General features: G+C 63.0%; 14 protein-coding genes. 5 read left to right on the top strand and 9 right to left on the bottom strand.

What is annotated here, in order from left to right; genetic code table 11:
- Window positions 1–124 precede the first annotated feature (124 nt).
- Window positions 125–1,294 (bottom strand): glycoside hydrolase family 88/105 protein, encoded by a 1,170-nt coding sequence (locus AC5E6W_RS17020; protein ID WP_491753524.1) that lies wholly within the window; start codon window positions 1,292–1,294, stop codon window positions 125–127.
- Window positions 1,284–3,770 carry a glycoside hydrolase family 2 protein gene (locus tag AC5E6W_RS17015; RefSeq protein WP_491753523.1) on the bottom strand — a complete coding sequence of 829 codons (2,487 nt, stop codon included), beginning with the start codon at window positions 3,768–3,770 and terminating at the stop codon, window positions 1,284–1,286. Before AC5E6W_RS17015 ends, AC5E6W_RS17020 begins: the two co-directional genes overlap by 11 nt.
- A gap of 266 nt (window positions 3,771–4,036) precedes the next feature.
- On the opposite strand from AC5E6W_RS17015, the gene AC5E6W_RS17010 reads away from it, so the two are divergent.
- Window positions 4,037–5,245 (top strand): alginate lyase family protein, encoded by a 1,209-nt coding sequence (locus AC5E6W_RS17010; protein ID WP_491753522.1) that lies wholly within the window; start codon window positions 4,037–4,039, stop codon window positions 5,243–5,245.
- 495 nt (window positions 5,246–5,740) lie between these two features.
- Here the strand turns inward: AC5E6W_RS17010 and AC5E6W_RS17005 are convergent, their stop codons facing one another.
- From AC5E6W_RS17005 to AC5E6W_RS16985, 5 genes are all read right to left on the bottom strand, one after another.
- The gene (locus tag AC5E6W_RS17005) at window positions 5,741–6,898 is read right to left on the bottom strand and encodes an ROK family transcriptional regulator (protein ID WP_491753521.1); all 1,158 of its coding nucleotides are present in this window, start codon (window positions 6,896–6,898) and stop codon (window positions 5,741–5,743) included.
- Between the two features lie 99 nt (window positions 6,899–6,997).
- Window positions 6,998–8,245, bottom strand: coding sequence for a glycoside hydrolase family 5 protein (locus tag AC5E6W_RS17000; protein WP_491753520.1), 1,248 nt, complete (start codon window positions 8,243–8,245; stop codon window positions 6,998–7,000).
- Between the two features lie 179 nt (window positions 8,246–8,424).
- Window positions 8,425–11,961, bottom strand: a complete 3,537-nt coding sequence (locus AC5E6W_RS16995; RefSeq protein WP_491753519.1) for a TonB-dependent receptor — start codon at window positions 11,959–11,961, stop codon at window positions 8,425–8,427.
- Between the two features lie 276 nt (window positions 11,962–12,237).
- Window positions 12,238–14,517 (bottom strand): FimV/HubP family polar landmark protein, encoded by a 2,280-nt coding sequence (locus AC5E6W_RS16990; RefSeq protein WP_491753518.1) that lies wholly within the window; start codon window positions 14,515–14,517, stop codon window positions 12,238–12,240.
- 284 nt (window positions 14,518–14,801) lie between these two features.
- Entirely contained in the window at window positions 14,802–15,845 is a 1,044-nt protein-coding gene (locus tag AC5E6W_RS16985; protein WP_491753517.1) for an alginate lyase family protein, read from the bottom strand.
- 401 nt (window positions 15,846–16,246) lie between these two features.
- On the opposite strand from AC5E6W_RS16985, the gene AC5E6W_RS16980 reads away from it, so the two are divergent.
- The gene (locus tag AC5E6W_RS16980; RefSeq protein WP_491753516.1) at window positions 16,247–17,770 is read left to right on the top strand and encodes a M20/M25/M40 family metallo-hydrolase; all 1,524 of its coding nucleotides are present in this window, start codon (window positions 16,247–16,249) and stop codon (window positions 17,768–17,770) included.
- A 200-nt stretch (window positions 17,771–17,970) separates the two neighbouring features.
- On the opposite strand, the gene AC5E6W_RS16975 is transcribed toward AC5E6W_RS16980, so the two are convergent.
- A complete protein-coding gene (locus AC5E6W_RS16975) occupies window positions 17,971–19,293 on the bottom strand; it encodes a M24 family metallopeptidase (RefSeq protein WP_491753515.1) in 1,323 nt (440 codons plus the stop codon).
- A gap of 111 nt (window positions 19,294–19,404) precedes the next feature.
- Here AC5E6W_RS16975 and AC5E6W_RS16970 point away from each other — a divergent pair, with 111 nt between their 5' ends.
- Together AC5E6W_RS16970 and AC5E6W_RS16965 are read left to right on the top strand one after the other, a co-directional pair.
- Entirely contained in the window at window positions 19,405–20,172 is a 768-nt protein-coding gene (locus AC5E6W_RS16970; protein ID WP_491753514.1) for a superoxide dismutase, read from the top strand.
- A 65-nt stretch (window positions 20,173–20,237) separates the two neighbouring features.
- Window positions 20,238–20,996 (top strand): DUF1223 domain-containing protein, encoded by a 759-nt coding sequence (locus AC5E6W_RS16965; protein ID WP_491753513.1) that lies wholly within the window; start codon window positions 20,238–20,240, stop codon window positions 20,994–20,996.
- 233 nt (window positions 20,997–21,229) lie between these two features.
- Here AC5E6W_RS16965 and alaC read toward each other — a convergent pair whose 3' ends face one another.
- Window positions 21,230–22,411 (bottom strand): alanine transaminase, encoded by a 1,182-nt coding sequence (alaC, locus tag AC5E6W_RS16960; RefSeq protein ID WP_491753512.1) that lies wholly within the window; start codon window positions 22,409–22,411, stop codon window positions 21,230–21,232.
- 116 nt (window positions 22,412–22,527) lie between these two features.
- Here alaC and AC5E6W_RS16955 point away from each other — a divergent pair, with 116 nt between their 5' ends.
- The gene (locus tag AC5E6W_RS16955) at window positions 22,528–25,317 is read left to right on the top strand and encodes a M14 family zinc carboxypeptidase (protein ID WP_491753511.1); all 2,790 of its coding nucleotides are present in this window, start codon (window positions 22,528–22,530) and stop codon (window positions 25,315–25,317) included.
- The last annotated feature ends 52 nt before the right edge of the window (window positions 25,318–25,369 follow it).

Genomic DNA, 25,369 nt, shown 5'->3' with positions numbered 1-25,369 from the left:
TTGCCTCCACGGCATCCCAACACCCCCAGATCAAACTCGACCTGTAAAGGATGTCCTGATAACAACCCGTAAAGCATGTCATGAGACTGAACAATGGAGCCGTGAAAGGATGGGCCACCCGAGATTAGTGGGCGTAGCGCTTCATCTCTTCGCCGGTCATGAGGAAGGCTCCGACGCCGTAGACGTAGCTGGAGGTTTCGGTGAAGGCACCGGGGGCGGCGCCGATGGGCTGGATGCAGCCAAGCCGGCCGTCGGCGTAGACGTGCTGGAGCATGCCGGCCCAGGCCTTCTCGATGACGGGGCCGTAGGTTTTGCGATCGAGCAGGCCGTTGTTGACTCCCCAGACGAGGCCGTAGGTGAAGAAGGCGGAGCCAGAGATCTCGGGTAGGGGGTAGTGCGTGGGATCGAGCAGGCTGGGCTTCCAGAGGCCGTCGGGCTGCTGGAGCTGGGCGATGCGGGCGGCCATGTCCTTGAAGAGGGCTTCGTACTTGGGGCGGAGCGGATCGTTCTTTGGCATGGCCTTGAGAACGTTGGCGGTACCGGCGAGTACCCAACCATTGCCGCGGGTCCAGTAGATGTTTTCGCCGTTGGCTTCGTGCTTGCCGAAGTAGGTGGCGTCGCGGTAGAAGAGCTTCTGCTTGGGGTCGTAGAGGTGGTTCTGGGTGAGCGACCACTCGCGGTCCATGGCGTCGATGTATTTGTGATCGCCGGTGATGACGGACATCTTGACGAGGCCGGCGGGCGCCATGAAGAGAGCATCGCACCACCACCAAAGGTCCTTGTCGAGGCTGTCGCGATAGTCGACGAGGCGGTCGAAGGTGGCGCGGGTGTCGGCGATGCGGGCGGGGTCTTTCTTCTCGAGGTAGAGCTTCTCGTAGGACTGGGCGATGGCTTCATCGTCGGCGTGGAGGTTGCGGTTGGCCCAGAGCTTCCACTGGAAGGCTTCGGACTGCGCGAGGACGACGTCGTGGTACTTCTTGTCGCCGGTAGCGTCACTGGCGGCGAGCAGGCCGAGGTAGAGCGGGGCGTAGGTCCAGTCCTGATTGAACTTGCCCTTCGCGTCCGTGAGCTGCCAGTCGGCGACGAGGCGGATGGCCTTCTCGATGTCCTTCTTTTTGATGGCGGGCGAGAGCTTCGCCATGCCGCTGGTATCGGGCGCGGAGTTGCCTGCGGCGGCGTTGATGTCGATGGAGGGTATCGGTTTTGCAGGGGCAGGCGCCTGGGCGAGGGTTGCGGACGTCCAGCAGAGGCAGCATGACGCTGCCAGGATCCATGAGGTGCGGCTATGAAGCATTCAATCCTCCAGCAAGAGTGAGAAACGCAGGAGGGATGCCCTGCGCTGAAACGGAGATGACGGCGGTGCTTGCCGTTTCGACGCTGATGCGCGCGTGCCCATTGTAAAGTTGCACGACGCGTGAGCCGGTTGGCGTGCCGAGGTTGTCGAGTAACTTTCCATTCCCGGCGAGGGCGAAGCGAACCTGGGCGCGGGAGTCGAGACAGCGGATGCCGGAGGTGTCGAGGAGCTCGGCTTCGACGGTGTGCTGGTTGGCACCGGCATGCACGAGCGTGAGCGCGAGCTTTGAGGGCTTGGTCCACTGACGGGTCTCGTAGCGGAAGCTGATTATGTCGGTGAGCTGCTGGCCTTCGGGGGTGTGGGCGATGGCGCGGAGGTCATTGTCGCCTTCGCGGAAGGTGGCGTTCCAGCGCAAGCCGGCGCAGGGGAAGTCGTTGGGGTCGCGTCTGCGTTTGCCTGCGGAGACGCCGTTGACGAAGAGCTCGACCTCGGGGCAGTTGGAGTAGACGCGGACGAGACGGGACTGGCCTTCCGATCCCCAGCGGACGGGCCAGTTGCGGCCGAAGAGGCGGAGCATGGGTTTGGTCGACCACCAGGACTGGAAGACGAAGTAGCCTTCCTTGGGCTGCATGTCGCGGGTGAGGAGGCCCTTCTGGTTGACGCGGGGCACGGGATTTTCGATGCGGAGGGGTGTGGTGAAGTCCTTGAAGACCCATTGCAGCGCGCCGGTGAGCCAGGGCGTGGCGTCGATGGTCTTGAGGTACCACTCGAAGAGATCGCAGGCGTAGGTCTCGGTCCAGGAGCCGTCTTTGGAGACGCGGGCGTCGCCACCGGTGGGTTTGTAGTCGAGGCCCTTCTCGGCCGGATTGGCGCTGGACGCGACGCGGGTGATGGCGGGGTCGGGCTCTTCGGCGAAGCGGCCGGCGTGGGAGTCGGCTCCCCACTCGACATGGAGGAGATGCGGGACGGTGTTGCGGGCCTTCTCGAGCGCGGGGCCGTAGTCAGTGTAGACGCCGGAGTACCAACCGGCCCAGATAGAGGGGGAGTAGACGTCGGGGATGTCTTTGACGAAGTCCGCGCGGCGATAGCCGGTCATGCGCGTGGGGTCCTGGGCGTGGGCGAGATCGCGCAGCTCGGACATGTAGCGGCGGATGGCTTCGTGGTCGGTGATGTTGATCTCGGTTGGCCAGTCGTCTTCGTTGCCGAGGCCCCAGATGAGCACGCTGGGGTGGTTGCGATGCTGGTCGATGAGGGTGTGGAGGAGCTGCTTGCCGAGGTTGATGAACTTCTCGGAGACGATGCCGCTGCGGCACCAGCAGAGCTCTTCCCAGACGAAGAGGCCGAGCTCATCGCAGAGGTCGAGGACGAGGGCGCGCTGCTGGTAGTGGCCGAGGCGCACGATGTTCGCGCCCATGTCCTTGATGAGGCGCATCTCTTCGCGGATGAGCTCGGCGGGCATCGCGGAGGCGAAGCCTGCGTGGTCTTCGTGACGCTGCGTGCCTTTGAGCAGCAGGCGCTGGCCGTTGAGGAAGAACGGACCGTGGTCTTCCCAACGAGTGTGGCGGATGCCGAAGCGATGGGAGGTCGAGGTGGTACCGGATGGCGCGTTGAGGGTGACATCGCAGCGGTAGAGGTTGGGCTCGTCGGGGGACCAGAGCTTTGGGTCTTTGATGGTGGTGTGGGCGAGTTCTATCTCGCCTTGCCATGCGGAGCGCGTGAGGTGCTGCGTGTGGACGGGGCGGCCAGAGGGATCGAAGAGAGTGATGGTGAGGGAGATGGAGTCTATTGTTGGTTGCGGAGCGTAGAGGCGGCCGGTGACGGAGATAGTTGCGGGCTTGTGGGACTCGAAGTCGATGTGGGTGTGGACGGCCTCGAACGAGACGGGAGGGAGATATACGAGGTGCACAGGGCGATAGAGGCCACCGTAGAGCGTGAAGTCGCTCTGGTCGGAGGGCATGCGCTCGATGTTGCGGCCGTTGTCGCAGAGGATGGCGAGTTGCAGCGGCTCGTTGGGTTCGTTGGGCTTGAGGGCTCGGCAGTGGTCGGTGAGATCGACCATCCACTCGTCGTAGCCGCCGATGTGCTCGGCGACTCTGGTGCCTGCGAGCCAGACTTCGGCCTGCTGGCCTGCGCCTTCGATGTGGAGGAGCGTGCGGCCATTGAGGTAGGGGTTGGAGACAGCGAGCTTGGTGCGGTACCAGCCGTGGCCGCGATAGGCGGGCGTGTCGGGATCGCAGGCGTCGTAGTGATTGAAGCAATGCGGGAGAGTGACGTTCTCCCAGGTGACGAGTTCTTCGCTGTGCCAGACCTGCTGACGGCCATCGAGGGGGCCGCGATAGAACTCCCAGCCGGAGTCGAGTGTGCGGTGGTTGGCCTCATTGCTTTGCGCCTGTTGCGCGGAGGCGAGCGGCGCCATGGGGAACGCGGCGAGTGCGGCTACGGAGGCGCTGCTCTTGAGGAAGGATCGGCGATTCATTGGTGCGGTACTCCGGGGGAAGACAGTAAACAGTAAAGAGTCGACAGTGGAGAAGCGAAGAGAGCCTGGCGCGATTGAAAGACAAGCGTTTTATCCGGGGGAATGCGCGATCCGGCGGTAAAGTTGGAAGAGACAACAAAGGCCGGGCAGCGGAAGGATATCGCATCCGACATAGCACTTGGAACCGATTCTTTCGAGCGCTGCGGGAGGCTTGACGGGGTATGGATTCGAGGCCGAGACTACGCACGATGCAACGTCGGAAATTCATGGCAGGAAGTCTTGCAGCGGCAGTTGGTGCTGGCTTTGGTAGGCCACTCGGGGCGTATGGAGGTGGCGCCAACGGGGCGCTGGTGGATGTGGCGGCGATCGATCGCGGGCGTGTGCTGAAGGCCGCGGAGCGATATCTTCGTGAGCAGCCACAGACGTTGACGACGGTGCGATCGGCGCGGAGTACCGGTGGGCTACATGACTACTTTTCCGAGGGCGACTACTGGTGGCCGGATGCGAAGAATCCTGAGGGACCGTATGTGCGGCGTGATGGGTACTCCAACCCTGAGAACTTCAATGCGCATCGCGAGCTGTTGATCCGGTTGAGTGTGCAGATGCCGGCGCTGACCGCGGCTTATGTGCTGACGAAGAAGCGGGTCTACGCGGAGCATGCGGCGGCGCATCTGCGGGCGTGGTTCGTGACGCCGGCGACGCGGATGAACGCGAACCTGGAGCATGCGCAGGCGATTCATGGCGTGACGCCGGGGCGTGGGGTGGGGATTATCGACACGCTGCACCTGGTGGAGGTGGCGCGAGCGGCGATGTGGCTGGAGGGTTCGGGGGTGCTCAGCGTCGCGGAGCTTGCGGCTGTCCATGCGTGGTTTCGTGAGTACCTTGCGTGGATGGCGGAGTCGAAGAACGGGCAGGAAGAGCGCGACGCGAAGAACAACCATGGGACGTGCTGGGTGGCGCAGTATGCGGCGTTCGCCGCGTTGGTGCGTGATGAAGAGAAGAGGGCGTGGTCTCGGGAACGGTTCCGGACGCACCTTGTGCCGGAACAGGTTGCGGTCGATGGGCGGTTGCCGCTGGAGCTTGCGCGGACGAAGCCTTACAGTTACTCGATCTTCAACATGGATGTGCTGGCGGTGGTTTGTCAGATTCTGAGCGAAGGGGAGCGTAGCGCGGACGAGCTGTGGCGCTTCGCGACGGCGGACGGGCGCGGTATCGCGAAGGTGGTGGCGTTCCTGGAGCCGTTTCTCCGCGACAAGAGTACGTGGCCATTTGCGAAGGATGTGGAGTACTTCGACGATCTGCCGGTGCGGCAGCCGAGTTTGTTGTTCGCAGGATTGGCTTATGGGGATCGGAGTTATGTCGAGCTATGGCGCAGGCTGAATCCGGACCCGACGGTGGCGGAGATCATTCGGAATTTTCCGGTGCGTCAGCCGGTTTTGTGGGTGTCGCGGCGAGCTGAGGGTTTGAAGCTGTAGAGGTGCGAGGTCTCCAGGAGGGACGAGGTGCGAGGGCCGGCGGGGCTCGGGAGTTCTGTTGAGCGATGAGGCAAGCAGCTACGAGCGACGAGGCGGGCGTGTTGAGGACTGAAGCTGTAGAGGTGCGAGGTGTTCAGGAAGGGCGAGTTGCGAGGGCCGGCTGGGCTTGGGAGTTTTGTTGAGCGATGAGGTAAGCAGCTACGAGCGACGGGGCGGGCGTGGTGAGGACCGAAGCTGTAGAGGTGCGAGGTGTTCAGGAAGGGCGAGTTGCGAGGGCCGGCTGGGCTTGGGAGTTCTGTTGAGCGATGAGGTAAGCAGCTACGAGCGACGGGGCGGGCGTGGTGAGGACTGAAGCTGTAGAGGTGCGAGGTGTTCAGGAAGGGCGAGGTGCGAGGGCCGCTGGGCTTTGGAGTTTTGTTGAGCGATGAGGTAAGCAGCTACGAGCGACGAGGCGGGTCGCTTTGGCCTATTTGCTTTTGCTGGCGCTGCTCTTGGTTAGCTGACGGCTCCGGCGGTGAGGACCAGGGCTACGGCGCCGCGCAGGCGGGCGAGGTTGCCGTCGTAGGCGGGGCGGAGCGTGGTGGTGGCGCGGAGTAAGTCCTTGCGCATCGTGGAGTCGATGATGGGACCGACGCGGTGCCAGACCGAGGTGATGTCGCCGACGATGACGACCTCGCGCGGGGCGAGTGCGGCGACGATGACCCGGAGGCCTTTGCCGAGATTGGTGGCCATGCGCTCGAGCGCGGCGGCTGCGTGTTTGTCGCCAGACTGAGTGAGCGCGAGCAGTGCGGGGAAGGATGCGATGGGCGAGCCGCTGCCTGCGGTGTAATCGCGCATGGCGGCGCGGTTGGAGGCGAGCATCTCCCAGCAGCCGTGACTGCCACAGCCGCACAGGGGGCCATCGGGCATGAGCTGCACGTGGCCGAACTCGCCGGCCATGCCGTGCTCTCCGCGGAGGAGCTGGCCGTTGGCGAGGATGCCGGTGCCGATGCCTTCGGAGACGTTGAGGGCGACGATGTCGTGGTTGGTTTCGGTGCCTCCGAACCAGACTTCGCCGAGGACGCAGGCGTTGGCGACGTTGTCGATTTCGACGCGCAGGCCGGTGGCGGCGATGAAGCGTTTGCGCAGGTCGCCGATGGGGAAGTGCAGGTTGGGCGCGAAGATGGGCTTATCGGTCTGCGGGTCAGTGCGGCCGGGAAGGCAGATGCCGATGCCGTCGAAGACCTTGTCCTTGTTTTCGGCGATGGTGCGCTTGACGGCGGTGACCATGGCGCTGACGGAACGGCTGTCGGTGGGGATGTTGATGAGCTTCTGCTCAACGACCTTGCCGCAGAGGTCGGAGATGGCGAGGGTGGCTTGCTCGGGATGGATGTCGAGTGCAAGGATGGCGCGCTGCGGGTTGATCTGGAGGTATGTGGGGCGGCGGCCGCGGGGCAGGCGGCCGGTGGAGCCTTCGAGGACGAGGCGCTCGGCGATGAGCTCTTCGATGATGAGCGAGATGGTGCTGCGCTGCAGGCCGGAGACGCGGGCGAGGTCGGCGCGCGAGATGGGTTGCTGCTTGCGAAGGATGTTGAGCACCAGGCTGCGATTGATCTCGCGTGGCGTGCGGTTGGTCGCGGTCTTCTGGTGCATCGGGAGCGAGGAGGAATACATGAGGCTGTCTGAACAGGGGACCGGAAAAACCAACGCTTTCGAATCAGGTGGATTGTACTGTACCGCGCTGCTTTCCTTGGCAGCGCGGTTTGCGAGGAGCTACATTGCGGGCGGAGCGTTGGGCAGGAGCGCATGGATGTAGCCTTCGTTCGCGGTGCTGTGCGCGAACTGGATGTTGTGCAGGAGCTCGTCCATGGCAGCGTCGATGAGCTCCTGCGGCGGGCGGCTGGTGATGCGCTGCTTGGAGCCGGCGTCGCCGCCGGTGTGCACGAGCTTGGCGTAAGCGATGATCTGGTCCCAGCCTTTGGGCGAAGCGAAGGTTATGGGGGATGAGGTGGACTGCATCTTCTTGTAGGGCCAGAAGGCCCAGCCTATGGAGTTGGCTTCGAGCAGTGTGCGGAAACGGGCGACCCACTCATCGGTGTTCTCGCCGGACTCGCCGAGCCAGACGGGCACGTTGTACTTTTCGCGGAAGGCGATCCACGGGGTTAGCTTGTCCTGATTGACGCCGGCGTTGTAGGTGTGGGTCTGGTAGATGATGTTGGGGTCGAACGGAGGGCCGAAGACGCTGAGGTCACCGTCCCACTCCGCGCCACCGAGGACGAGGGTGTGGTGGGTATCGACTTTGCGGATGGCGGCGGAGATGCGCTTGTAGAGCGGCTCGAGCAGGGGATGGAAACGATCGTAGCCCTGCCAGTTGGGGATGGGCTCGTTGAGCAGATCGTAGCCGAGGACGGTGCGGTCGCGGCTGTAGCGGCGGGCGATGCGCGCCCAGAGGTCGATGGTCTTCTGCTGCATGCCGAGATCGAGGAAGAGCCAGGGATAGCCGTGGCCGTCGTCGATGTTGTAGCCGGTCTGGCCGCCTTCGGCGGCGTGCAGATCGATCATGACGTAGAGGCCCTCGGCGCGGCACCAGCCGAGGAGGCGATCGAGCAACTGGAAGCCTTCGGCGTCGTCGGTCTGGAAGAGCTCCCAGTGAATGGGCACGCGGACCATGTTGAAGCCCTGGGCGCGGATGAAGTGGATGTCGGCCTGGGTGATGTAGTTCTGACGCCAGGTGTGCCAGAAGGCTTCGGCGCGAGTCGGGCCGATGAGCTCGGTGACGAAGGCGTGGATCTCCTTCGGCGATGCTGGGCCTCCGTCAAGACGCCACATGTAGCCTTCGGGGACGAGCCAGTTGCCGAGGTTGGTGCCCTTGAGCTTGAGTGGATGACCATCGCCATCGAGGACGTCAGTGCCGTGGGTGTGGACGTACTGGGCGTTGGCGGCAAGTGGGGTAAGGAGAAGAAGCGACGCCAGGATGAAGCTCAGCCAGTGGCGATTGAAAGCAAAACTCGACAACGTCATTCGGCCCTCGAAGGTTGGCAGCATGGTGGCGAAGAGAACAGTTGGATCATCGTTGGTCTCGCGAGGGCTGCCGCTCTGAAGTTAGTGCCCGTGAGAGGATGATGCCCGGCAAAAAAAGGCGGTGGGAGACGTGGGCACAGGCAGTGATGCTTGTCCTCACGCTCCCACCGCCGAGGCAGTTAGAAGAAGAAGCGGCCCGAGACCTGCAGCTTCCTGTTGGGTTGGGTTCCTGTGATCTGGCCGAAGCTGCTGCTGTTGGAGAAGTTCGCGACGGTCGAATTTGGGGCCGTGGTGACCGAGAGCGACGTATTCGGCTGCTGGAAGTTGGTGTGGTTGATGACGTTGAAGGCGTCAACGCGGAGCTGGAAGTTCAGCGCGCGCCAGATGCTGAAGTCTTTCGAAACGGAGGCATCGAAGTCGACTTCACCTGGGGCGCGATTGGAGTCGCGGGGGACATTGCCGAAGCCGGTACTGACGATTCGGGTACGCGTGCCGTTGATGGTGGAGTACACGGGGCCGGAGGGAGTGAGGGCGAAGTTCAGATCCGTGGTGGGCGTGTCGAAGTATTGCAGGGCAGCGCCATTCAGGGTCGGATGGGCCAGCTTCAGGTGCGATGTGTCGCCGTTGGGACGCTGCTGCGAGACGTTGGAGATCTCGTTGCTCTGCGTGATGTTGACGGGCAGCCCCGTGTGTCCGACGAAGACAGGCGAGATGTGCCAGCCCTTCAGCCACCAGGCACCACCCGTGGTGTAGATCATGGCGATGTTGAGGCTGTTCTTCACGTCGATGTTGCCGACGGTGAAGTCCTTGGCACGCGACGGACCGTCCGCGGTGTATTGGGCGTTGGCTGTGCCAAAGGGAGCGGAGAAGTTATAGACGGTCGAGCCATCATCCATGCTCTTGGCGTAGGTGTAGTTGGAGAGGACGGCGAGGCGCCTGGAGAAGTCGCGGCGAACCGTGACCTGGAGAGCGTTGTAGTTGGAGTTGCCGACGTGGTCGACGACGGACCAGCTCTTCAGGGTGGGGAAGGGCTGGGCGTCCTGCGTGGCCTTCTGATTGTTGGCCAACGTGACGTTATCGACGCTGCTGAGTGGGACGATGTTGGCGGGCACGACATAGGGAAGATGTACCGCATGGTTGCCGACGTAGTTCACTTCGAGAGTGAGGGCAAGTGGCAGGGAGCGCTGGAATCCGAAGTTCCATTGCTCGACGACGGGCATCTTGGCCATCTCGTTGAACTCGATGCCGCTGATGCCATAGGGCGACGAGTCGGTTGAGCTGAGGAAGACCGGCGACAGGCGCGGATCGGTGGTGACGACTGCGGGCGACAGCGGAAGGCCTTGGGACAGGACGAAGGGCTGCGGGACTGCGGTGCCAAGGTTGTTGTATTGGATGTTGTTGTCGAAGCCGGGGAAGGCGATCTGGCCACCGAGGTTCTGGAAGATGGTTCCGAAGAAGGTTCCGAAGGCGGCGCGGATGACGGTCTTGCTATCGACGCTGTAGGCGAGGCCGATGCGAGGCGAGAAGTCGTTCTTCGGGGTGTTGATGTGAAGCGATGAGCTCGCATTGAGGCCCGCCGCCAGCATTTGACCCGTGGCGGGATCGAAGCGGCTATAGATGTTGTGCGCGATGGTGAGCGGCGACTCGTACTCCCAGCGGATGCCGAGGTTGAGAGTGAGCTTCGGCGTCACCTTCCAGTCGTCCTGACCGAAGATGCCGAGGTTCCAGTTGCGGCGGCCGGTTGGTGGCATGGGCTGTTCGTAGCTTCCGGTCTTGATCTTGCCCAGAAGGAAGTCAGCGAGGCCCGTGGTCGCGGTTCCGCCGTTGCCCTGGTTCGTAATGGAGCCATCGAAGCTCAGGGTGCCTTCGGGGCTGGATGCGGGGTTGTAGGAGTTGAACTCGTTCTTGCGGAGCGAGGCGCCGAGCTTGAAGGTGTGCGGTCCCCAGGTCTTGGTGACGGCTCCGAACGGGGTGTACGTGTTGGTGATGTTGATCTGGTTGGTGTTGGAGTCCGCGCCGAGGTTGCTGAAACCGGGCGAGGTGAGTTCCGGCACCTGATCCAGAGGCAGTGAGGCGATGCCTAGCGTCGTAGCAGCACTCAGACCGGTTCCCGGAGGGTTGCGGAAGACAGCATTGCGGAAGAAGCCCATGTTGAGGTCCATAACCAGGGTGGGCGCCCAAATGCGGGTGTACTCCACGGAAGGCAACCATGCATTGCTGCAGGAGCAGTCCCAAGTGGTGTTGAAGAGGGCGTGCTTGAAGTCCAGCGTCTGTCCCTGGGCATTCTGGTTATAGTTCACCGCATTCGGCTGGGTGCTGGTGTAGCGGTAGAGATTGACGCTGAGACGGTCCTTGGATGTGAGTTGCTCATCGACACGAGCTTCGAGGCGGAGCGCATTCTGAGTCGTGTTCTGCTGAGTGGTCCAGTTGTTGGTGTAGCGGTTGTTGGTCGGATCGAACGTCCCAGTGGTGTTGGGCAGCGGCACGAGTGCAAGGATCTTGGCCGCGGCAGGATCGATTGGGCCGACCTGGTTGTTGGTGAACTTCTGGGAGTTCGTTCCAGTGGGCTGATAGACGTAGATTGGAGCGGCTTTACCGTTGGAGGTGGTTGCCAACAGGGCATTGGAGAGATCGCCACCGCGCTGCGCCGCCGTAGGAACGGTGTCCGTAAAGGTGCCAGTGTTGGGCTGGATGGTGTAGTCGTAGTTCACGAAGAAGAAGGTTTTGTCGCGGCCATGGTAGACCTTGGGAATCCACACGGGACCGCCGATCGAGCCGCCGACCTGGAAATAGCGATCTCGTCCACGGGGGGTGGGGAGGCCGGTCGTGGTGTTGATCTTTAGCTTGTTGAAGTAGGAGTTGGCGTCGAAGTCCTCATTGCGCATGAGGTAGTACGCGTTGCCGTGGAAATGGTTGGTGCCGGAGTTGGTATTCGCGGAGAGCACAGCGCCGGCGGTGCGGCCGTATTCGGCCGGTGCGTTGGTGGAGAGAACGCGGAAAGAGTCGATACCGTCTGGAGACGGCAGCGTCACAGCAGTGCCCGTCGAGGCGACAATGATCGACACGCCATTGAGCAGCATCTCCGAGTTTAGGGTGCGGCTACCATTGATGGAAAGCTGCGAGGTGTTGGGATTGTCGGCCGCGCCACCGTGGGTCACACCGGGAATGAAGGCGAGCAGGTTTTCGGGTGACCGGTTGAGCAGCGGAAGATTCTGGACGTCGGCCGGAGTGATGAGGGTGGAGATCTCGGAGGTGGAGCGATCGAGCTCTTCGCCGTGGGTGGTGACGGTGACGACGTCACTCACGGCGCCCACTTCCATCGAGATATTGATGGAGGCGACCTCGGCGACGGTGGCCTGCAGATTGTCGGTGATCGACTCCTTGAAGCCGGTGACGTCCACCGTCACCTTGTAGGTTCCGGGGATGACCTGCGGCGCGACGAAGGCGCCGGCCGAGTCCGACACGCCGTTGAAGACCGTTACGCCGGTGTTCTTGTTGACGATGACGACCTTGGCTCCGGGGAGGGAGGCGCCAGCGGGGTCTAGGACCTGGCCGCGGATGGTTGCGTTGGTGTTCTGGGCGAGCGCGGAGCTGGGGCCCAGGAGCTGCGAAGCGACGACGAAGCCGCCGAGGGCAAGGCTGCCTGCGGTCAGCGGAACGCCGAGCATGCGCACAGCGCGATGCCACGTTCTGATGGCGATGGATGAAGAGATCACTGCTTTCCTCCGAGAAACGCACCGCACGTATGCGGCGCCAGTTTGCCATGAATCGGGTTGGCTTTTGGTGCTCAAAAAAAACGGCCGAGGCGATTCCTTCGGTATCCCTGAAGACAATCGCTTTACTTCGATCCGAAGCGTCCTCCATAGAAACGCAGGATGGCAAGAGTTGTCAACGATAATCCGAAGTTTGGACAAAATACGCAAGTGCTAGTCAAACGTTAGTCTTGTCCGTTTGAGGATGCTAACCGCCCAGAAAGAGTTGAAGCTTTCCAGCTATTTCGAGGGGGATGCTCTCTTGAGCAGCTCGGCGGCGCGTTGCGTAACGGCTGGAACGCCGGACTGTTGGGCTCGCTGGAGCCAGGGGAGGGCGCTGCGGAAATCGCCCATGTCGATGTAGGTCTCGGCGATGTCGAGCTGGGCGGGGGCGAAGGTGGGGTCGGCGTGGACCGCGGCCTGGAAGGCGGCGAGGGCCTGTGCGGTCTTGCCTTGCATGAGGGCGAGCTGGCCGGAGAGGTCGAGAGCGCGGGGTGAGTTGGGCTTGAGCTTGAGGGCGATGCGGACTTGTTCGGCTGCGTGGGCGGGGTTGTGGGAGCCAAGGAGAAGGATGGCGTAGTCGAGGTGCGGCTCGGGGTCTTGTGGCTCCAGGTGGATTGCCTGCTGGAGCTGGAAGACGGCCTCGGCGGGCTGATTTTGGGTGTTGAGAAGACGGGCGAGGTTGGCTCGAGCGCCGGCGTCGTAGGGGTTGACGGCGATGGCCTGGCGGAGCGCGGTTTCGGCCTCCTGGGATTGGTTGCTTTGGGCAAGAAGTGAGCCCAGGTTGTTGAGGGCGTCGGCGTAGTCGGGACGGATGGCGAGGGCTTTGCGGAGGTCGGCGATGGAGCTCGTGGTGTCGCTGATTTGGGCTTCGATCTGGGCTCGCTCGTAGAGGAGGAACTCGTTGGTGGGGTCGCTCTCGATGGCGCGCGTGAGGACGGTGAGGGCTTGGGCGGTGTTGTTGGAGGAGGCCAGAGCGACTCCGAGCCTGCGGGCGGCTCGGGAGGACTGCGGGTCGAGATCGAGGGCCTTGCGGTAGGAGGAGATGGCGGCTTCGAGCTGGCCGGTGTGGCGCTGGGCGTCGCCGAGTTCGACGTAGAAGCTGGGCTCTCGCGGGTGCTGTTCGTCGAGCAGCCTGGCGAGCTGTGGGGCGGCGGCGTTGTTGCTGCTGTCGATGACTTGCGCGACGGCGTTGTAGAGGGCGTCGTCGGGGCGTGGGGCTTCGACCTCGAGGAGATAGCGGAGGACGGGGCCGTTGTAGCGCGAGGTGGCTTCCTGGCGCGGAGCGAGCGCTTGCGCGGGGGATGGGGCGACGCGCTGGATGAGGTGATCAGTGATCGCGGCGTGGATGACGTCCTCGGTGCGGCGCTGGGGCATGTGGCAGCTGACGCATTGCTGCGAGTTGGTGTGTTTGTTCGTGGCGACCAGCTGCTTGAGTTGTGCGGCGTGGCAGTTGAGGCAGATGTTGGCGAAGTATTGAGCGCTCTGCGGACCTTTGTGGAGGTCGTGGGGGTTGTGGCAGAGCTTGCAGGTGAGAGCGCCTTTGGTGGCGAGGTAGCACTTGGATTGGCGGAGGCGGTAGGCGGCGTTGACGATCTCTAGGTTGTCGGTGCGGCCATGCGCGGGGTCGCGGGTGAAGTAGGCGTTGAAGGCGCTCAGCGGCTGGTTGGGGTCGTAGCCGAAGGGCTGCTGGTCGTAGTGGCGGATGCGGTCGGGGAGCAGCGTGCTGGTGGTCTCGAGATGACATTGCTCGCAGACTTCCATCTGGCGCTCGTTGGAGAGGTGCGCGGGATTGAGGATGGTGGCTTGGACCTTCGCGGCGTCGGGCTTGCGGACTTCGGCGGCTTGCACGTGCGCCGCTCCGGGACCGTGGCAGCGCTGGCAGTCGATGCCCATGGGTAGCGAGGTATAGACGGGCTTGGCGGAGAGATCGCGGTGTGCGGGGTTGGGGATCTCCGGATAGCCGTTGTGGCAGAACATGCACTCGTACGCGATGGGGCGGCGGGTCATCGGCTTCGGGTTGTCGAAGCCGGGATTCATGGCGAAGGCTCCGCCGTTTTCGGAGTACCAGGCGAGGGGAAGTTCGACGAGGGTGTTGTCCTGTTCGCGATGGAGGAAGGTGCGGGCGTGGTTGCCGCTGCCCATGACGTAGTCGATGGAGAGCTCTTCGACGTTGTCGTCGCGGCTGTCGAAGCCCTTCTGCCAGCGGCGTTGGAAGAAGTGGCCATCGTGTGAGGTGAGGGTGAAGAAGGTGGAGGACGCGGGATGGAAGTAGGTGCGGTCTCTTGCAGGAGCGTTGACGGTCACGCTTGCGGTTGGCGCGTAGAAGGCGTGGGCCATGCCGGTCTCGTTGTAGCCGGTGGTCTCGTCGCGATGGCAGCGGACGCAGGTTTGAGGATCGGCGTAGGCGGAGGTGGTGTTGGGAGGCGACGCGGGATGCGGATGGAGGATGAGGTATGCGGCGGCGAGTCCGGCGGCGCAGACTGCGGCGAGGCATGCGATCCAGAGCTTGCGTGTCACGTCATCACCTTTGTCGTCAGCTGCTGTTAGCCCTCAGGATGACAGAAAGAGCGATGCCTGACGACCGGGGTTGCCAAAGATGAGCCGGGTCCCTTGAGGGACCCGGGGCACCCAACTCATGCGGGGATCGAGCCTCCTGCGAACCCACATCTCAGAAGCGAGATGTGGGGCACCCGAGACCATCGCTTCTCCCGATCAAGTGTTCGTTGAGGAGCGAAGAATTCTGATTGAGTTTCGAGCTGTGAGCTTTGGGCTTCGAGGTCTCTGCTTCAGCGGTGAAGCCTTCATTCCGGAGGAAGGCCGCCGAGGTAGAAGGAGCTGAGGGTCGTGGCATTGGCGGTGATCGCGGAGATGGCGGGTGAGGGGAAGCGCTTGGCGTAGGGTTTGGTCCACCAGGCGTCGTCGTCGCTGGCGTGCGTGGGGACTTCCTGCTTGACCTTGGTGCGCTCTTCGAAGAGCGAGGGGTCGGAGAGGCCGTGGACGCAGAGCGCGACGAGGCGGGCGAGGGCGTGGTCGCGCTGGGCATAGAGGTCGCGGCCATTGGCTTCGCCGAACTCAGCGAGGAAGACGAGCGGGGTGAGCGCGTAGAGGTGGTAGTGCAGCGCGCGCTGGCCGCGGGCCATCTCGAGTGGGAGGACACCGTCGGGCTGGATCTGGTCGACACCGTTCTTGTAGGTGGCGAGTGCCCAGTCGAGGAGGTCGGGGCGATTGGAGACGGCGGCGATCGAGGCGATTTCCGCGCCGGCCCAGTAGAGATGGTTGTTCTGCTCGGGATGCTTCTTCTCCTGGGCTTCGTAGTAGGCGCGAGTGGAGTCGCCGAGCTTACCGAGCCACGTGCCGATGGCCTGGGCCTGCTGAGGGTTGTCGAAGCCTGAGCCACGGACCTTGAGGTAGGCGACGGCCATCGCTCCGGCGAGCCAGGCCTGCACGTAGTAGGCCTGCTGCGAGGACATGTGGCCGGCCATGGTGTCGTTGTGGGCCATCTGGGCGAGGAGCTTGAGGGTGCATTTGGCGGCCTCGCGCGAGCCGGTGGTGCGGTAGCGGTCGGCGAGATCGACGATGGTGTGCGCGGCGTCCTTCACAGGGCCGCTGGACTCTTTGTAGGCCTTCATCAGGACGGGATCGACGATGGAGTGGGTGGGGTCGTCCTTGCGATAGAAGCCGTCGGTGATGAGGTCGGCGGGGAGATCGGGTTCGGTGGGGCAGGGCGTTGCGATGCTGGTGAGCTTGACGGGGATGCGGTCCCACGGGGAATGGACCTGCGCGTGGGCGGGGGAAGGCAGCAGGAGGGCGCTGGTGGTCGCGAGGACGAGCATGGCAAGGCGCATAGAGGGAAGGAGCTCCGACTGTGAGGATGGAGAATCGGGGCGGCACCTGTCAAATGGGGTGGCCGAAGACATGCGTTTGTCTCCGAGGTAACGGCGCAGCGCAGGTTGTTCCCCAGCGGCTAAAGCCGCAGTTGTGGCGGCACTGAATGTCACCCCTGAAGGGGTGACCTGCCGTTCGTGGAAGGCGCCCAATCGAGATGACAGAGTATAGGGAGGATAGAAGCAGGTTTCTCCACGGCGCAGGCCGATGAAGCTGTCCTGCTCCGGTCGAAATGACACATCTGTGGTGGGCAAGCCCGGGTCCGAGAATCCGGACCCGGGGGCACCCGCTCTTAGGCAGGTCTCTTTCGCGATGGCTCAATTTCATTTCTACTTAGGCATTCCCCAACAGGAGCTCCTTGATGAAGCGTCTTGCCCCAACTTCCTTGCGCGTTGCAGCCTTGTGCGTTGCAGCTGCCTCGACATCGCTGTTTGCGCAGGAGCCCGCACGTCCCGCGGGGTATCCTGCTGTTCCAGGGCCGTTGACGGCCAAGTACCAGGCCACCGCCGACAAGATTCTTGCGGCCGCGATGAACGATACTGATGGGTATAACGATCTGCAGTACCTGTGCGATCACATTGGCAATCGCAACTCCGGGTCGCCGCAGCTGTTGACCGCGATTGCATGGGCAGCGGACCTGATGAAGAAGGCGGGCCTGTCCAATGTGCATGTGCAGCCTGCGATGGTGCCGCACTGGGTGCGTGGGGACGAGGATGCGGAGTTTGTGGCTCCGGTGAAGAAGAAGATGCACATGCTGGGCCTGGGCATGAGTGTGGGCACGGGGCCGGAAGGCATCACGGCGCAGGTGGTGTTCGTGCACACGTTCGATGAGCTGGATGCGTTGCCGGACAGCGCAGTGAAGGGCAAGATCGTGGTGCTGAACCCGGGCTGGCATGGGTATGGGGTGAACTCGGGCTATCGCACGGGCTCGGCGTCGCGCGCGGCGAAGAAGGGCGCGGTGGCAGTGCTGGTTCGGGCGGCGACTCCGCTGGCGCAGCAGCTGCCGCATACGGGCACGCTGAACTATACGGAGGATGCACCGAAGATTCCGGCGGCGGCGATCTCGATTGAAGATGCCACGATGATCGAGCGGCTGACGAAGGAAGGCCCGGTGACCGTGCATCTGAAGATGGACGCGCATCAGCTTCCGGATGTGCAGGCGGGCAATGTGATTGGCGAGCTTCCGGGAAGCGAGCATCCGGAGCAGGTGGTGGTGCTGGGCGGGCACATTGATTCGTGGGATGTGGGCCAGGGCGCGCAGGACGATGGTTCGGGCATTATGGCGACGTTTGAGGCGGTGAGCCTGCTGCATAAGCTTGGGCTGAAGCCGAAGCGGACCGTGCGCATTGTCTTCTGGGTGAATGAGGAGAACGGCGGCGCGGGCGGCAAGGAGTATGCGAGGGCGTTAGGCGAGAAGGTGTCCGACCATGTTGCGGCGATTGAGATGGACAACGGCGCGGAGCGTCCGCTGGGCATGAACTATGGGAGCTTTGGCGGGCCGCGTGGCGGTGGGCGCGCTGCTGGAGCACCGCGTCCGAATCCGGCAGCGGGCTTCGATATGAGCAAGCTCTCACCGGAGGACAAGAAGTCGGTGGATACGATGTTGGATCTCGTGGCGATGCTGAAGCCGATTGATGCAGCGACGTGGGCGCCGGGCGGCGGTGGCTCGGACATTGGGCCGATTGTGGCTGAGGGTGTGCCGGCGCTGAGCCCGCACACGGTGGGCGAGCATTATTTCGACTGGCACCATACCGAAGCAGACTCGTTCGACAAGGTGGACCTGACGGACTTCCGGAAAAATATTGGGATGCTGGCGGTGACGGCGTTTGTGCTGGCGGATATGGATGGGACGCTGGTGGGACACAAGGGTGTGTTCCGGGAGTAAAGGCGGAGCTAGTCAGCGGGTTAGCGAGTCAGCAGGTCAGCGAGGAATTGTGCTGGCTCACCCATGGGCGATGAGACTGCGCATGAATGGAGCACTTGTATGCCTCGCGAATTTTGAGGGGCGTGCCTTTTTCTGTAGAGGTTTGAGGTATCTAGGTCGCCCGCTTTGCGGGCTCGAGCTATGGGGAAAGGTGTTGCGAGCTATGCCTTGCCGAAGGGGTCGTCGAGGGATGGGCTGGGTGGGGTGAGGAGCTCGGCGCCGTTTGCGGTGATGTGAAGCTCGTCTTCGAGGCGGACGCCGAACTCGCCTTTGATGTAGACGCCGGGCTCGTCGGAGAAGGTCATGTTCTTCGCGAGGATGGGGGCGCGGTCGTCGAGGAACATATTGTTCTCGGAGAGGTAGGGCCACTCGTGCATGTCCATGCCGATGCCGTGGCCGACGCGATGGGTGAAATAGGTGTGGGCGGGGCCGTAGCCGGCATCGGTGATGACCTTGCGGGCGGCGAGATCGACGTGGGCGAGCGGGATGCCGGGACGCGCGGTCTTGAGCGCGGCGGCCTGCGCGGCCTTGACGATGTCGAAGACCTTGCGCTGCTTGTCGGTGGGCTTGCCGTAGCAGAAGGTGCGGGTGATGTCGGAGGTGTAGCCTTCGACGACGCAGCCGTCATCGAGCATGAGGATGGAGCCTTCGCGAATGGTTTGTGGCTTGCGTGAGCCGTGTGGGACGGCGGTGAACTCGTCGATGTTGAGCGAAGCCTCGCCCTGGAGGCCGGTCTTCGCGTAGGCCATGAGGACGAGGCTATGGACGTCGCGGGTGGTCAGGCCCTCGCGGAGGGATTTGTAGACGGCTTCGTAGACCGCGAGCGTTGCGGAACCGGCGGTGCGGAGGCAGTCGAGCTCGTGCTCGTCTTTGATCATGCGGCAGCCGGCGGTGATGGGCGTGGCGCTAACGAAGTGCAGCGACGGGCCGGCTTTCATGAGCTCGTTGGCGAAGGTGAACTTCATGTTCTCGTCGAGACCGACGGAGCCGGAGGCGATGCTGCGGTCTTTGAGGGCCTTGATGAGGAGGGCGAAGGGGCTCTCGTCTTCTTCCCAGGTGAGGATTTCGGCATCGTGTGCGAAGGGTGTGTCTTCGAGCATCTCGATGGCGCGGTCGCGCTCGAACGCGGGGCAGATGAGGAAGGGCTTGGCTTTGGCGGGGATGACGAGCGCCCACATACGTTCGCTGGCGCCGAGGCGGATGTTGGCGAAGTAGAGGGTGTTGGAGGTGGAGTTGGCGAGGACGATGGCCTGGATCTTCTGCTGGCCCATGAGCTCTTTAGCGCGGGCGATGCGGGCGAGGCGCTCGTCGTTGGTGAAGGGTGGGACCTTGCCGGCGAAAGAGGGAAGCGCGTCGATGGCTTCGGGTGTGGGGCCGTGCGGGGCGTCGGTGGCATCACGGCGTGCTTGGGCAGCGAGAGGCGACGAGAGCGATGTGAGCGCGGCTGCGGCGGAGGTACCGAGCAGGGTCCTGCGAGTGATCATGCGAGCGTTCCTTCGCGAAGAGAGTGAGCAGATTGTTGTTGAGGCGGAGCTTGGATTCAAGCTTAGCGCAACTCGTGCGACCTAGAATGGAGTTGGATTCAGGAGGTAAGGATGGATCGTCGTTCGGTGCTGAAGGGACTTACGTATACGGCGGGGTTTGCAGCTTCGGCGTTGCGGCTTCGCGCGGCTGCGCCGGAGCAGGCTGCGACCGCTGCGACCGGGCCGTTCGTGTTGCCTCCGCTGCCGTATGCGTACGACGCGCTGGAGCCGTACATCGATGCGGAGACGATGCATCTGCACCATGACAAGCACCATGCGAGTTATGTGGCGAACCTGAATGCGGCGGTGGCGGGACATCCTGAGCTGGAGAAGATGACGGTGGAGCAGATGGTGACGCGTGTGGATGCGATGCCGGAGTCGATTCGGACGGCAGTGCGCAACCAGGGCGGAGGTCATGCGAACCACAGCTTCTTCTGGCAGATTCTTTCGAAGCAGGGAGGCGTTGCGCCTTCGGGCCGGTTGGCCAGCGATGTGAACGCGAAGTTCGGAAGCTACGCGGCGTTGCAGGAGCAGTTCGCGAAGGCGGCGGCGAGTGTGTTTGGGAGTGGATGGGCGTGGCTCACGCTATCCCATCAAGGCGTGCTGGCAATTGAGACGACGGCGAACCAGGACAGTCCGTTGAGCCGGGGTGTGACGCCGATTGTGGGGTTGGATGTGTGGGAGCATGCGTACTACCTGAAGTATCAGAACCGGCGGCCTGAGTATGTGGCGGCTTTCTTTCATCTGGTGAACTGGGACAGCGTGAGCGGGAAGTATGTGGCGCAACGGGCGGCGTGCGATCCGGAGCTGCCTTGCCCGGTGCATTCGTACACGGAGTAGACGCGGCGGTGTAACCTTTGGCGCGATTGGGAATCTGATAGGCGTGTGTGGCGGAGGTTCTGCCTATGTTTGTTCGGTTCTTTGTGTCTGCTCTTCTGCTTATGACTGCGCCTGCGAAGTTGTGGGCGGCGACTCCGGCTGGTTCGGCGAATGAGCCGGTGGCGGTGGTGGAGCTGTTTACGTCGGAGGGATGTTCGAGCTGTCCTCCGGCGGATGAGTTTCTGCGCAAGATCCACCTGGGGCATAACTCGGGTGAGCTAATTATTGGGTTGAGCGAGCATGTGACTTATTGGAACCAACTGGGATGGAAGGATCCGTTCTCGCAGCAGGCCTTCACGGATCGGCAGGAGACGTATGCGGAGAAGCTATCCGCGCGGGGACCGTATACGCCGCAGATGGTGGTGAACGGGCGTGCGGAGTTTGTGGGAGGCAATGGACCGGCGCTGCAGAAGGCTCTGCAGGAGGACGCGGCGCTGGCGCATGGGTCGCTTGCGATTGATGCGCACTCGATCGAGGGCGGCAAGCTCAACGTGACGTTTCAGTTCAAGGCGCCGGATGCGCATGCGTACGACATCGTTGCGGTGGTCGCGGATGATTCGGACCGGTCGAGCGTGGCGCGGGGTGAGAATGCGGGGCGGACGCTGACGCATGTGTCGGTGGTGCGGTTGATGACGAAGGTGGCGACGACGGGGTCGACGGCAACGCAGACGGTGCAGTTGGCGTTGCCGGAGGGGCTGAGTGCTGGAGCGCCGCGGCATCTGGTGCTGATGGCGCAGTCGCCGCATCAGGGGCGGATTGTGGCGGCGGTTGCGGTGGGGTTGTAGAGCTTAGGCGCGTCTCGCAGATCCCTCAGGGGCTAAAGCCGGGTTTGTGGCGGGGACCTTAACGTACGAGCTAAAGCTCGTACCCTTCAAAGCGAGAGTCTTCAAGCAACCAGCTACCAGCAGGTTTCTCCACTGCGCAGGACGATGGAGCCGTCCTGCTACGGTCGAAATGACACATCATTTGGGGCCGGAAAGCTCATCATTCAAGGTCGAAGTGACACAGTATCGATGGGCTACGGGTGGAGGAACATGTCTTTGAAGCCTCGGAGGGCCTGGCGGGTGCGTTCTTCGTTTTCGATGAGGGAGAAGCGGACGAAGTCGTCGCCGTACTCGCCGAAGCCGATGCCGGGGCTTACGGCTACCTTGGCGCGTTCGAGGACGAGCTTGGAGAACTCGAGCGACTTCATGTGGCTGTACTGCTCGGGGATTTTGGCCCAGGCGAACATGGTGGCTTTGGGCATGGGCACATGCCAGCCGAGCTTGTTGAGGCCGTTGACGAGGACATCGCGGCGGGAGCGGTAGTTGTCGCAGATCTGCGCGACGCAGTCCTGCGGGCCTTCGAGCGCGAGGATGGACGCGACCTGGATAGGCGTGAAGGTGCCGTAGTCGAAGTAACTCTTGATGCGGGTGAGCGCGCCGACGAGTGTCTGATTGCCGACCATGAAGCCGACGCGCCAGCCGGGCATGTTGTAGGACTTCGAGAGGGTGAAGAATTCGACGGCGATGTCCTTGGCGCCGGGGACCTGCAGGACTGACGGTGGTTTGTATCCGTCGAAGGCGATGTCGGCGTAGGCGAGGTCGTGGACGAGCCAGACGCCGTAGGTCTTGCAGAGGCCGACGAGTTTCTCGAAGAAGGCGAGGTCGACGCACTGGGCGGTGGGGTTCGACGGGAAGTTGACGATGAGGACTTTGGGGCGCGGCGTCATGCGGGGGATGACGTCTTCGATGCGGGCGAGGAAGTCGTCGGTGGAGTCGGTGATGGGGACGCTGAGGACGTCGGCTCCGGCGATGACGGGGCCGTAGATGTGGATGGGGTAGCTGGGATTGGGCACCAGCACGGTATCGCCCTTGTCGACCACGGCGAGGCAAAGGTGGGCGATGCCTTCCTTGGAGCCGATGGTCATGATGGCCTCGGTGGCGGGGTCGAGATCGACGCCATAGCGCTGCGCGTACCAGTTGCAGATGGCCTTGCGGAGGCGCGGGATTCCCTTGGAGAGCGAGTAGCGGTGGGTCTGCTGCTTGCGCGCGGCCTCGATCATCTTCTCGACGATGTGCGCGGGTGTGGCGCCGTCGGGATTGCCCATGCCGAAGTCGATGATGTCTTCGCCACGCTTGCGGGCCGCGGCTTTGAGCTCTCCGGTGATGTTGAAGACATAGGGCGGAAGGCGCTTAATTCTTGGGAATTCGTCTCGCATGGTGGCTTCTATGATCGCATGTCGAAGGGGCGGAGAGACCGTTGAGCGAGATGCACCGGGAGGTTCCGGTTGCGCTATGCTTACTGGAAACTCTCGTAGCCAGAAGGAATCGACTGATGCGGAACCGCTCGCGTGTGGGGATGTTGATGGGTATTGCTGCGCTTTGCGCGGCGGGTCTTCAGTTTCAGGCGCAGACGATGGATGCGGACTATGCGGCGCGGGTGAAGGAGTGGACGACCAAGGCGGAGTTCATGAGCCCGCTGGTGGACCACCTGCCGCAGGGCGGGGCGGTGCCTTCGCCGAAGGATGTGCTGGGGCATCACATTGGCGCTCCGAAGCAGCTGACGTACTACGCGGATGTGCTGCGCTACTACGATGCGCTGGCGGCGCACTCGAAGCGGATCAAGGTGGAGCGCATTGGCAAGACCGAAGAGGGGCGCGACACGGTCGTGATCTACATTGGGGCCGAGGAGTCGCTGAAGCACCTGGAGGAGAACCGGAAGAACCTGGCGAGGCTGGCGGATCCGCGTGGGCTGACGGATGCGGCGGCTACGGAGCTGATCGCGAAGACGAAGCCGATGTATACGCTGTCGGGTGGGCTGCATTCGGCTGAGCTGGGACCTCCGGAGATGCTGATGGAGCTGGCGTACCGGTTGATCACGGAGGACTCTCCGCTGATTGAGAAGATCCGCAGCGAGGTGGTGGTGGCGTTGATTCCGGTGGCCGATCCGGATGGGCGCGATCGCTCGATCGACTGGTATTACGCGCATAACGTGGACGTGACGGACTACCAGAAGATGGTGGGCGCGCCGTACTGGGGCAAGTACACGAAGCATGACGACAATCGCGATATCAATTATGCGGGGCTGGCGAATCAGAACTTTCTGAAGTGGTTTCTGGAGTGGCATCCGCAGGTGATGCATGACCTGCATGAGTCGGTGCCGTTCCTTTATGTGTATAGCGGGCAGGCTCCGCAGAACCCGCTGTGGGATCCGATTGTGTATGGCGAGCTGCCGATGCTGGCGAACTGGGACATGAGCCAGTTGACGCGGTATGGCATGCCGGGGGTGTGGAATCACGGGTATGTGGATGCGTGGTCGCCGGGATATGTGGCGCAGATGGCGACGAACCATAACGCGCTGATGCGGTTCTACGAGATTTTTGGGAATGCGGGCGCGACGACGATGGAGCGGACGATCTCGCAGCCGCCGAACCCTGCGATCTCGGGTGGGGGCGGTGGGGGCGGAGGCGACTATACGAAGCGGCAGTGGTATCGGCCGAATCCGCCGTACAAACAGGTGTTGTGGTCGATGCGCAACAACACGAACTACGCGGAGACGGGAGTGCTGACGTCGCTGCAGTTTGCATCGACGTTTCCGCAGGTGCTGCTGCAGGACTTTTATGCGAAGAGCCGCAATGCGGTGATCGCGGGCACGAAGGATGCGCCGTATGGGTACATCCTGCCGGCGACGCAGGAGGATCCGACGCGCGTGGCGTTCGTGCTGCACATTCTGCGGATGCAGGGGATCGAGGTGGGGAGGCTGAAGGCCGCGCTCAAGCTGAGCGATGGGGAGTATCCGGCTGGGTCGTTCGTGGTGAAGACGAACCAGCCGTATGGTCCGCTGGCGAAGACGATGCTGGAGAAGCAGGTGGACCCCGATCCCGAGCTGACGACGTATGACGACAGCGCGTGGACGATGGCGTTGATGACGCATACGGAGATCAAGGCGACGAAGGATATCGCGGTGCAGGGCGCGGCAGTTGATCCGGTCGATACGTTTACGCCGCAAGGCAAGGTGCAGGATGTGGCTGCGGCGGCGGTGTATGCGGTGCCGGACCATGGGTCGCCGAACATGGTGACGCTGCGCTATGGGCTGAAGGATGTTGCGATCCAGATCGCGGAGAAGCCGTTCAAGGTGGGAGCAAACAGCTATGGCGCGGGGACGTTCCTGGTGCCGGCCAGCGCGGTGTCGCAGCTTAAGCCGCTGGCGGGGACGCTGGGCCTGGACGTAGTGGGGCTTGCTGTTGCGCCGCAGGTCGCGGCGCACCATGCTGCGTTGCCGCGGATCGCGATCTACAGCTCATGGTCGGGGACGCAGGATGTGGGCTGGGTGCGGTTTACCTTCGACCAGTACAAGGTGCCGTATGACCTGATCTTCAAGGAGCGGGTGCAGAAGGGCGACCTGGCGAAGGACTATGACCTGATCCTGATTCCGACGCAGGGGCGGAACGGGAAGTCGCTGGTTGTGGACATTCCGTCGGATGGCAAGCCGCAGGCGTACGAGAAGACGGATAAGTTCAAGTTCCTGGGGGACTATGGGAGCTCGCCGGACATTACGGGTGGGCTGGGTGTGGCGGGCGTTGCGGAGTTTCAGCGGTTCGTGGAGGGCGGCGGATTGCTGGTGACGCTTGGGACGTCGAGCTTCCTTCCGGCGGACTTTGGGCTGCTGCCGGAGGTGGATGCGGCGAGTCCTGCGGGTCGGTTTTATGCCCCGGGGCCGGTGGTGGAGGCAAACATCCTGCGGCCGGAGAACCCGATCTTCTATGGGTACTCGGACAAGACGGTGGCGGTGCGTTATGCGAATGGGCCGCTGCTGCGTATGCCGGCGGAGCAGGATAAGAAGTATGTGCTGATGCGGTTCCCGGGCGGTGATAAGTCGGTGCTGAGCGGGCTGTTCAACGGCGCGGACGACATCAAGGGAAGGGCGGCGGTGGCGGTTGCGCCGGAGGGTAAAGGCGAGATCGTGATGTTCATGACGAACCCGGTGTGGCGCTGGCAGAATCTTGGCGAGTATCGGATGGTGTTCAACACGCTGATGAACTTCCGGAGCTTGACGTTGGGGGCGGCTACTCCGGCGATGGATGCGAGGGCTGGGAAGGACGAGAAGGTTGCCAGCGAGAAGTAGCTTGCAGGGATGAAAAGAGAGAAGCGGGGGGGGGGGGGGGGGGGGGGGGGGG

It is taken from the genome of Bryocella sp., from assembly GCF_058498515.1.
Note: the sequence above shows the minus strand (reverse complement) of the source record. Positions and strands in the feature narration are given on the sequence as shown.

What these genes read in the sequence shown, in the direction of transcription:
- AC5E6W_RS17000 (WP_491753520.1), bottom strand. Translation starts at nt 8,245, where the DNA reads ATGACGTTGTCGAGTTTTGCTTTCAATCGCCACTGGCTGAGCTTCATC.
- AC5E6W_RS16985 (WP_491753517.1), bottom strand. Translation starts at nt 15,845, where the DNA reads ATGCGCCTTGCCATGCTCGTCCTCGCGACCACCAGCGCCCTCCTGCTG.
- AC5E6W_RS17015 (WP_491753523.1), bottom strand. Translation starts at nt 3,770, where the DNA reads ATGAATCGCCGATCCTTCCTCAAGAGCAGCGCCTCCGTAGCCGCACTC.
- AC5E6W_RS16965 (WP_491753513.1), top strand. Translation starts at nt 20,238, where the DNA reads ATGTTTGTTCGGTTCTTTGTGTCTGCTCTTCTGCTTATGACTGCGCCT.
- AC5E6W_RS16955 (WP_491753511.1), top strand. Translation starts at nt 22,528, where the DNA reads ATGCGGAACCGCTCGCGTGTGGGGATGTTGATGGGTATTGCTGCGCTT.
- alaC (WP_491753512.1), bottom strand. Translation starts at nt 22,411, where the DNA reads ATGCGAGACGAATTCCCAAGAATTAAGCGCCTTCCGCCCTATGTCTTC.
- AC5E6W_RS16975 (WP_491753515.1), bottom strand. Translation starts at nt 19,293, where the DNA reads ATGATCACTCGCAGGACCCTGCTCGGTACCTCCGCCGCAGCCGCGCTC.
- AC5E6W_RS16980 (WP_491753516.1), top strand. Translation starts at nt 16,247, where the DNA reads ATGAAGCGTCTTGCCCCAACTTCCTTGCGCGTTGCAGCCTTGTGCGTT.
- AC5E6W_RS17020 (WP_491753524.1), bottom strand. Translation starts at nt 1,294, where the DNA reads ATGCTTCATAGCCGCACCTCATGGATCCTGGCAGCGTCATGCTGCCTC.
- AC5E6W_RS17005 (WP_491753521.1), bottom strand. Translation starts at nt 6,898, where the DNA reads ATGTATTCCTCCTCGCTCCCGATGCACCAGAAGACCGCGACCAACCGC.
- AC5E6W_RS16970 (WP_491753514.1), top strand. Translation starts at nt 19,405, where the DNA reads ATGGATCGTCGTTCGGTGCTGAAGGGACTTACGTATACGGCGGGGTTT.
- AC5E6W_RS17010 (WP_491753522.1), top strand. Translation starts at nt 4,037, where the DNA reads ATGGCAGGAAGTCTTGCAGCGGCAGTTGGTGCTGGCTTTGGTAGGCCA.